This window comes from Streptomyces sp. SID3212, assembly GCF_009865405.1.
Taxonomy (GTDB): domain Bacteria; phylum Actinomycetota; class Actinomycetes; order Streptomycetales; family Streptomycetaceae; genus Streptomyces.
Genome location: NZ_WWJY01000681.1, coordinates 1 through 8,500, shown reverse-complemented (window position 1 = coordinate 8,500; position 8,500 = coordinate 1). Strand labels below are relative to the sequence as shown.

3 protein-coding genes and 1 pseudogene are annotated in these 8,500 nt (G+C 72.9%); all 4 read left to right on the top strand.

From position 1 onward, the window contains the following. Positions 1-1,836: pseudogene (locus GT042_RS20550) on the top strand (hypothetical protein); the annotation flags it as partial. A gap of 43 nt (positions 1,837-1,879) precedes the next feature. After that, positions 1,880-2,383, top strand: a complete 504-nt coding sequence (locus tag GT042_RS20545; RefSeq protein ID WP_237530991.1) for a YbaB/EbfC family nucleoid-associated protein — start codon at positions 1,880-1,882, stop codon at positions 2,381-2,383. 2 nt (positions 2,384-2,385) lie between these two features. Beyond that, positions 2,386-2,742 (top strand): hypothetical protein, encoded by a 357-nt coding sequence (locus GT042_RS20540; RefSeq protein ID WP_161310190.1) that lies wholly within the window; start codon positions 2,386-2,388, stop codon positions 2,740-2,742. A 146-nt stretch (positions 2,743-2,888) separates the two neighbouring features. Continuing rightward, positions 2,889-8,500 (top strand): lonely Cys domain-containing protein (locus GT042_RS20535; RefSeq protein ID WP_161310189.1); only part of this gene is annotated, 5,612 nt, incomplete at its 3' end.

The following is an 8,500-nucleotide window of genomic DNA, read 5'->3' as shown; positions in this document are numbered from 1 at the left end:
GAGAAGGAGAAGGAGGAGGCCAAGGCCGAGGCGGCCAGGGAGAAGGAAGAGGCCAAGGCCGAGCGCGACGCGGAGAAGGCCGAGGCCGACAAGGAGAAGGAAGCGGCCAAGGCGGAGCAGGACGCCGCGAAGGCGGAGGCCGACAAGGACAGGGAAGAGGCGAAGGCCCAGAACGCCGAGGACCGCGCCGAGGCCAAGAAGGCTCAGGAAGAGGCGAAGGCCGAAGCGGCGGCGCAGCAGGCGCTGGCCCTTTCCATGGCGGCGCAGCAGCGGGCCGACGCGGAGAAGGAGAAGGAGCAGGCCAAGAAGGAGGCCGACGCGGAGAAGGCCGCCGCGAAGGAGGAACAGGCAGCGGCGAAGGCCGAGGCCGAGGCGGAGAAGGAACAGGCGAAGGAGGAGGCCCGGCAGGAGAAGGAAGCGGCGAAGGCCGAGCAGGAGGCGGCGAAGGCCGAGGCGGACAAGGAGAAGGAGGCGGCCAAGGCGGAACAGGCCGCGGAGAAGGCCGAGGCGGAGAAGGAACGGGAAGAGGTAAAGGCCCAGAACGAGGCGGACCGCGCCGAGGCCAAGCAGGCCCAGGAAGAGGCGAAGGCCGAGCAGGTCGCGGAGAAGGCAGCCGCCAAGGAGGAGCAGGCAGCGGCGAAGGCCGAGGCCGAGAAGGCCCAGGAAGAGGCCAAGAAGGAGGCGGAGGCCGAGAAGGCCGCCGCGAAGGAGGAGCAGGCAGCCGCTCGCGGCGAGGCGGAGAACGCCCAGGAGCAGGCCCGCAGCGAGGCCGTACGGGAGAAGCAGCAGGCCCGGCTGGAGGCCGAGCAGGCGAAGACCGAAGCACAAGCTGACTATGAGCGGGACAAGGCCGACGCGCGCGCCGAGCGCGAGGCCGTTGAGCAGCAGGCCGATCGCCAGGAGGCGGCGGCCAAGCAGGAGTACGAGCACGAGAAGGCCGAGGCGCAGGAACAGCGCGACGAGGCCAGGCGGGAGGCCGACCAGGACCGGGCCGAAGCACGGCGCGAGTACGACCGTGAGATCGCCGGCGGTGGCGACGAGCAGCAGGCCCGCGAGGAGTACGACCGCCGGCTCGCCGAGATCGACGCCACCGAACGGGACGCAGTCCAGGACGCCAACGGCGCCGAGGAGGACGCGAAGAAGGAGTACGAGCAGCAGAAGGCCGCCGCCGACGACGCCCGGCAGGAGGCCCGCGACGACGCGCAGCAGGCACGGCGGGACGCCAGGGCCGAGTACGACCGGCGCATGGGCGACATCCAGGCCGAGCAGGACCGTATCGGGGCCGACGACAAGAACATCGACGAGCAGATCCGCCAGCGCATCGCGGATCTCCCGCAGCCCCCCGACTTCTCCTCGGTCGGCGCCGACTCGGCGTACTCGTCCGTGTTCAACGACAACCTCTACAACCAGGACGACCTGACCTCCGCGCTGGGACGCCCCGAGGGGAGCGGCGCCATGGCAGCCGCCGCCGACGGCTCCAACGGGGCAGCCGGTTCGCCGGGGATGTCACCGCCGATGATGCGGGGCGCCGGGGGCGGCGGCGAGTCCGGGTCCTCCGGCGAGCGCACCCGTACGGTCATCGAGCCCGGCCTCGGCCGCTCCGCCCGGGCGGGCGGCGGTGTGTCGACCGTCGAGGACCAGGAACACCGCGTCGTCCCGCGCGGCACCCAGACCAGCAGCCAGACGCCGTTCATGCCGCCGATGGCCGGCGGGCCCGGCGGCGGGGGAGGGCAGCAGACCGAGAGCGGCGACCGCGAGCGCACCACGTGGGTGGTGGAGGACGAGGACGTCTGGGGCACCGACGAGGGCGGCGCGCCCCAGGCCCTGGGACGATGACCACGCGCCGTACGCAGGAGAGTTACCCAGTGAGGAGACCGGGTTGAGTCAGTCGATGGATGACCGGGTGGCCCAGGCGATCGCGCACCTGAAGGCGACGGAGGAGGCCGCGGCGAAGGCGCGCGGCGAGCTGGACGCGGCATCGGCGACCGCGCGTTCCGCCGACCGGTCGGTGCGGGTGGCCGTCGGGTCCAAGGGTGAACTGACCAGTGTCGAGTTCCTCGACGGCAAGTACCGCTCCATGGCCGCCTCGCAGCTCTCCGCCTCGGTGCTGGAGGCCGCGAACACCGCACGCGCCGAGATGGCGCGCCGGGTCGTCGACCTGCTGGACCCCCTCACCCGGATGACCGCGCGGGGTCCGGCGCCGGAACGGGCCGGCGTCGACTGGGGCTCGCTCTTCGGGTCGCTGCTCGAAGAGACCTCCGTCGACCGGGGACCGACGCCCATGAGCCGGCTGCGCGACGAGATCCACGAGGACGAACCGGAGCCGGCCGGCCCGCCGCCCGGCGGTCGAGGCGCGGGGACCGAGCGACCGGGAGGCGCATAACGATGTCGGGCACGTACTCGGGCGACTACGAGGGAATCCGGGGCCTTTCGCGGCACATCGCGGACGCCTCCAGGACGGGCGAGGAGATCGGGCCGAGGTTCGACACCGACAGCAGCGCGTTCGAGGGCTGCTGGGGCGAGGAGGGCGGCGACGACGAATTCGCCAACCAGGTCGGTCCGCAGGCCCGGAAGGAGCGGGAGATGGTCCTCGACACACTCCTCAGCATCACGAGCGGCTACCGGGCCCTGGTGGACGCGGTCGACGCGGAGGCGGAGAACGTACGGAGACCGCAGACGCTCGCGATGGACGACATCCGGACGTACGGCGCGGAGAGCCCGGACAGCGAGACCCGGCGGTAGGGGCGGACGGGCCGTAGCCAGGGCCCGGACCCCCTTCCCGGCACGGGACTCGGGACGTTCTCCCGTTCCTTCTTCTGTTCGTCATCTGGTGGTCACCCCGCCGCGCCCCGCGCTTGTCATCTGGCCGGGGTGGACTGGCCCCAGCGATGGACATCAACTTCCCTCCCGCTCTGCGGGAGTTCCTTGAGGTCTGGGTCGGCGCGAGTGTCGCGAGCGGCAACGCGCGTGACGGATTCGACAGCAGCAGGCCCTATTACCGGTTGTCGGACGACATCGGGACGATGTCCGATGCGATGAAATCGGCGATCCTGACGTCGGGGGACTCGCTTCCGCCGCAGGTGGCCGAGGAGTTCGTCGCCGCGCTGAGGTTATTCGTCGACGACGGCGGGCGGAACCATCTGGCGGACTTCGCCAAGGAGGTCCGGACGATCGGCGACCGGCAGGTGGACCGGTCGATCAAGCTGAGTGAAGCGAAGTACCAGATTCTTCTCGAGTTCATCCTGATGAATCTGGAACTCGCCCTGATCGCGGCGCTCGCCTTTTTCACCGGTGGTACGTCGCTGGCGGAGATCGCGGCGGTGAGATCACGTACCGCGTTGTCGATGCTGCTGATCCTCCAGCGGTTGGGGCACGCGGTCCCGACTCCGCTGTCGGCGTTGCTCGAAGCGATCCAGGAAGCGTTCGTCACGTTCGCGTCCCAGGTGATCTCGATGGTCTCGCCCGACGATCCGAGGCGCAGGCGCCGGGATTTCGACTGGGGCGACATCGGGCAGTCGGCGGTCGCGGGCGCGCTGGCGGGGGCCTTCGCCGGAATCTTCTCCGGCGCGGCGGCGCCGTTCTTCCGCGACCTCTTCAAGAAGAACTCGCCGTGGAAGGACCTGTTCGAGCTCCCGGCCTCCTTCATCAATGAAGGGCAGGCGGAGACCTTCGCGGTTGCCTTCACCAAGCTCATCTACCAAGGGACGTTCTCCCTCGATCCGGCCACGTTCGTGAGCGCCGGAACGAGCGGACTTCTCACCGAGGCCGCTTCCACCACCGTCGAGTACGGCGGGAAGGGGCTGAACCACAAGTTCTTCCAGGATCTCGACTTCGGGCAGGGCGTCAATCACCCGCCGCCGGGCGGCCGTGAGGGGAGCGGGGCCGGCGATCACACGCCGCTTCCCCGGAGGACCGTGGACACCGGTCCCGACGGGAATGTCGATCTGTACGACCCCCCGGCCGACTACGGCGTCAACTCGGTGCCGCGCCCGTCCACGGCTTCCGCCGACGATGCCTACGTTGCGCCGTACGACCCCGGCCCCGGCCTCGCCTACGACCCTGCCCCCGACCTCGACCTCGACCCCGGAGACTTCGCGTCGTCCGTCTCCGACTTCAGTGACGGGTCGTCAGTTTTCAGCGAGGGCAGTGACGTTGACGACACCCTGTCCGTCTCGGACTACGGCCTGGATCAGTACCAGCAGCCGGGGCCGCCGATCGGGACGGGCCCGGGCCATGTGGCGAAGCCGCCGTACTCGTACGACCTTCCCGGGCAGGCGGACGGTGAGATCGCCGACGCCGTCTTCTCCACGCTCAACCCGCAGCCGAGCACCATGCCCGGGGACCTGGGCATCGGCGCGGTACCGAACAACCTTTTTCCTGTGGGTGCTACCGCGCCCGTGCCCGCCTTCACCCCCGTCGGCGGGCAGACCGCTTCCGGCAACCAGGACACGGAGAGATTCTTCGCCGACGACGGCGTCGTCACTCCGGACGAGGCGCTGTCCGACGCGGAGAGTGTTCGGTCCGACGTGCACCAGCCGCCCGCCGCGGGGGCGGACACCCCCGGGTCGCCCACGGGACGGCCGGGCAGCCAGAACGGCGTCGGCTCCGCCCAGGACGAGACCGTACGGGAAGGGTCGGTGGACGAGGACGGCCCGGCGTCGTTCGGCGAGGACCCGGTCACCGGTGGCACCGCACCGGCGGCAGCCGTCACGCCGAGCGCCTCCGCACCTGCCACCGGCCAGCAGGCCGCCACCCCGCCGCCCCGGCCCCACACCTCCTCCGTCGAGCCCGTCACGACCGACCAGCGGGCCGGTGTCTCCGACGATGTCCCCGCCGACGACTCCGCCACCGATGGGACGCCCGGCTCCGCCGAGGTGTCGCCGTCGCCCGAGCGGAGCGGCAACTCCGACCTCCGTACATCGCCGTCCCCGGAGGAATCGCCGCGGACCGGCTCGGAGATCCCGCCGCCGTACCGTCCCGTCCCGACAGAGTCCCAGGACACCCATGCTCCGGCGGCCGATACGGACCGGGACGCCGGTGCCCGCGACGACACCGACACCGACAAGGGCAAGGGCCGGGCAACGTTCCTGACCGACCTGCCCGAGAGTCTGCCCGGGAGCCCCGACCCGGACGCCGTCGCCGACGCCCGCGACGAGCACGCCGACGCCCTGCGTACCTACGCCGACGCGCACCGGGCCGCCGAGAGCGTCAGACAGCTCCCGCCGGACGCGGCGACCGGTTCCGACACCACCGTGCTCCGGACGGCCACGGAGCGCGAACAGCACGCGCGCGGACAGCTGGAGGAAGCCGAGGCCCGGCTGATCCAACTGGGCGTCGACCCCTACGACCTGGGCCCCCGGCGCGGCTTCGGCAGCGCGGACCAGGTGCCCGTCGTCCGGCGCGACGAGGCCGCGCGCCACTGGATCGCCCAGCACGTGACGGCCGAGGACCTGCCCCCGAACCCGCCCGCTCTCGACCACACCGACACCATCACCCCCGCCGAACTGGAGGCCGCGGGCATCACGCCAGGCCCCCTTTCCCTCGACGCGGGGCAGCTGACCCCCCTCGACCAAGTGCGCCTGCTGATGGTGCGGTCCGGCTCCTGGCACCCCGCCCTCGACGCCGTCGCGGCCAACGCGTCGCGGCGGATCTGGCGGACGGCGTCCGCCGACTTCGAGGGCACGGATCCGGCCGACCGTACGGAGACGGAGACGGAGACGGAGTCAGGGACGGACACCGCCGCCGCCCGGGCCTGGGACACGGCCGTCGGCCTCGTCCTGCCCCTGGAGCTGCACCCCGTACTCGCGGACTCCCGCTACGCCGGGGACGAGTACCGCGACGCGGTCCGGCAGGTCGCCGCCCATCTGGCGACGGAGGGGGCGGACCACCGTACCGCCGTACACGTCGCCGGACGCCTCCGGCACGGCCTCGGACTGCGCCCCCGAGGACCGGGCGGCGCCCCGGTCGCCCACACCCCCGGTTGGCCCGGGGGAGGTTCACCCACGTCCGCCGACCACACCCCGGGGCAGCCCGACCCGGCCACTTCCTCCCAGGAAGCCCCGGCCACCTCCTCCCAGGAAACCCCGGCCACCTCCTCCCGGGAAACCCCGGCCCACCCGCTGCTGGTGGGCGTGTTCGGCTCCGCCATCGGGTCGAGCCGCCTCTACCCCGCCCTCCGCGCCACCCTCGACCACCTCGACCGACTGCGGCAGAGCGACCCCGCTCTGCGCGGCGGCCCGCTCGATCTGGACGCCCTGGCCCGCCGCGTGCTCCTCCTGGACCCCACGACCCCCGTGACCGGCGCGCACCACGGTGAGCTGTTCCGGGTGGCGATGGACGAAGCGGTCGAGTCGGCGGCGAGCCTGGCCGCCCTCGCGGCGTTCCACCTCCGGCTCAGGGGCGTCCTGTCCCCGACCCGCGCGGTGTCCGATCCCAGCGGCTTCCAGGGCCGTGACTGGACGGGCTCCCCGCGCAAGGGCCTCGATCTGACGACCACCGGGAAGGTCTCCTACCGGCCCGACGGCCTGCTGGAGCGCGGTGACGTCCGTACGGCGCGCTGGCACGGGCCCGGTACGCCGCAGCCGTACGTGGTGACGGCGGAAGGCGCTCACGATCACGTCGTCGTACGCGGCTTCGACGGCGCGCCGCGCCGGGTGCCGATCGACGTGTTCGCCGAACTGCTGGCGCTCGACCCCGTGCTGGCCGCGCTTCCCCCTGACGTTCCCGTACTCCTGCTGATCCCCGGCGCGGGCGACCGGGGCCTGGACCTGCCCCGCCGCACGGCGGACCGGATCGGCCGGCGCCTCTGGTCGGCCAACGGCCTTGTGAAACTGACCCCCCAGCCGGACCCCGCGCTGCCCCGCACCATCTCCCTGCTGTCCGGTCCCGGCCTGCGGCGCGCCGACTGGATCCCCAGCGACCCCGGTCAGGTGCCGGCCCACGGCACGTACGAGAACACCCCCGGCTGGGAGCGCGGGATGGTGAGCCACACCATCGTGTCCGACAGCGGGCCCATCGGCAGAGGCGTGTTCGACGACGCCGAGGCCCCGGCCGTCCTGGAGCACCTCAGCCACGCGACGGAGGCGACGGAGCACTGGCACAGGAACCCGGCGACCGAGGTCTGGACCCGGGACGACGAGCCCCTTCCGTTCGCGGGAAAGCCGGTGTACGTCTTCGCCGCCCACGGCAGGACGGGCGAGACCCATGTGCCCCTGGAGGGAAAGACGGTCAAGGTCGCCCGGGAACGGGAGACCGGGGGCATGCTCAAGCGGCGCCCGAGCCTCGCCCGGCTGCCCCGGGAGTACGGCATCCTGATGGAGGAATGCTGGACCGCGCCGGGCAAGGGGCTCACGACCGTACGCGGGGCCGCTCCCGACGCCTTCGTCCCCGACCCGCTCGCGACCATCGGCAAGGCGCAGCACGCGGCCAACGAGACGGGGCGCACGGTGTACGGCGCCACCCGCGGCGTCGGTCTCCAGTTCCTGCCGGGGCGGGGTTACGTCCACGTCTCGTTGACCGACGCGCGAGGGCGGCGCGGCAGGTGGGTGGAGCAGCGTCCTGAGCCCACCGGGGACGCCCTCGACGACCGGGCCCGCGCGGCCGGCCTGCACCACGGCCCCGGGCCCGCCACGGACGCGGTCCGCTACCGGACGCTGCGGCTGGTCCGTGCCCTGCGCCTGACGTTCGGGCCGGCCGTCGAGGACGAGAGCGGGTACGGGGATCTGCTCGGCGGCATCGGGGCGCTGGAGGCCCTGCGCGCCGCCGATCCGGTGCTCGGTGGCTTCGGGCTGTTCTCCCTCGACCTGTTCGAGCGTGCCGCCCGCGCGGCCCGGGCGCGGCGGTCCGACGCGGCGGACGGTGACCTGGGTCCCGACGACTTCCGCCGTCTGCTGGCCGAAGCCGCCGGGGTCGTCACCGGGCAACCCGGGACCCTCACCGGACAACCCGGAGCCGTCCCCGGGCAACCCGGCCCCACCCTCGGTGACTTCGCCGACCTGCCGCACGTCACCGGCGCGGCCCGGCGGCTGGGGGGCCTCGCGGACCCGGACGCCGAGGCCGTCAGGGTCCTGGGCCTGTCCGGCGGCCCGGCGGCCGTCGGGGAGCCCGAGCGGGCCCGGCTGTTCTGGGCGACGGTGAAGGCCCTGGAGTGGGAGAGCCGGACGCCCGACCCGGACGTACTCACCGCCAAGGTCCTCCACCTGGACCGGCCGGACCCCGCCCGGCGTGAGGAGCTGTTCCTGCTGGTCGCGCGGGCGGCGGCGGCAGGACGTGACCCGTACAACCCGACGGAGCTGGCCGCCTTCCATCTCGAAGTGCTCGGAGCCCTCGGCCCGGAGACCCAGCTGGTCGACGCCAAGGGCGTGCCGACCGGCCGGAACTGGTCCAGGCCGGCGCCGAACGCGGACGGGGCGCCGAACGCCGGCGGCGTGACGAACGCCGGGGTGGTGACGGACCGCGCCGTGGTCGCCGCCCCGGCCCAGGAGGGCGGCTACCGTCCCGT

Coding starts and splice junctions, on each gene's coding strand:
- GT042_RS20540 (WP_161310190.1), top strand. CDS start 2,386: ATGTCGGGCACGTACTCGGGCGACTACGAGGGAATCCGGGGCCTTTCG.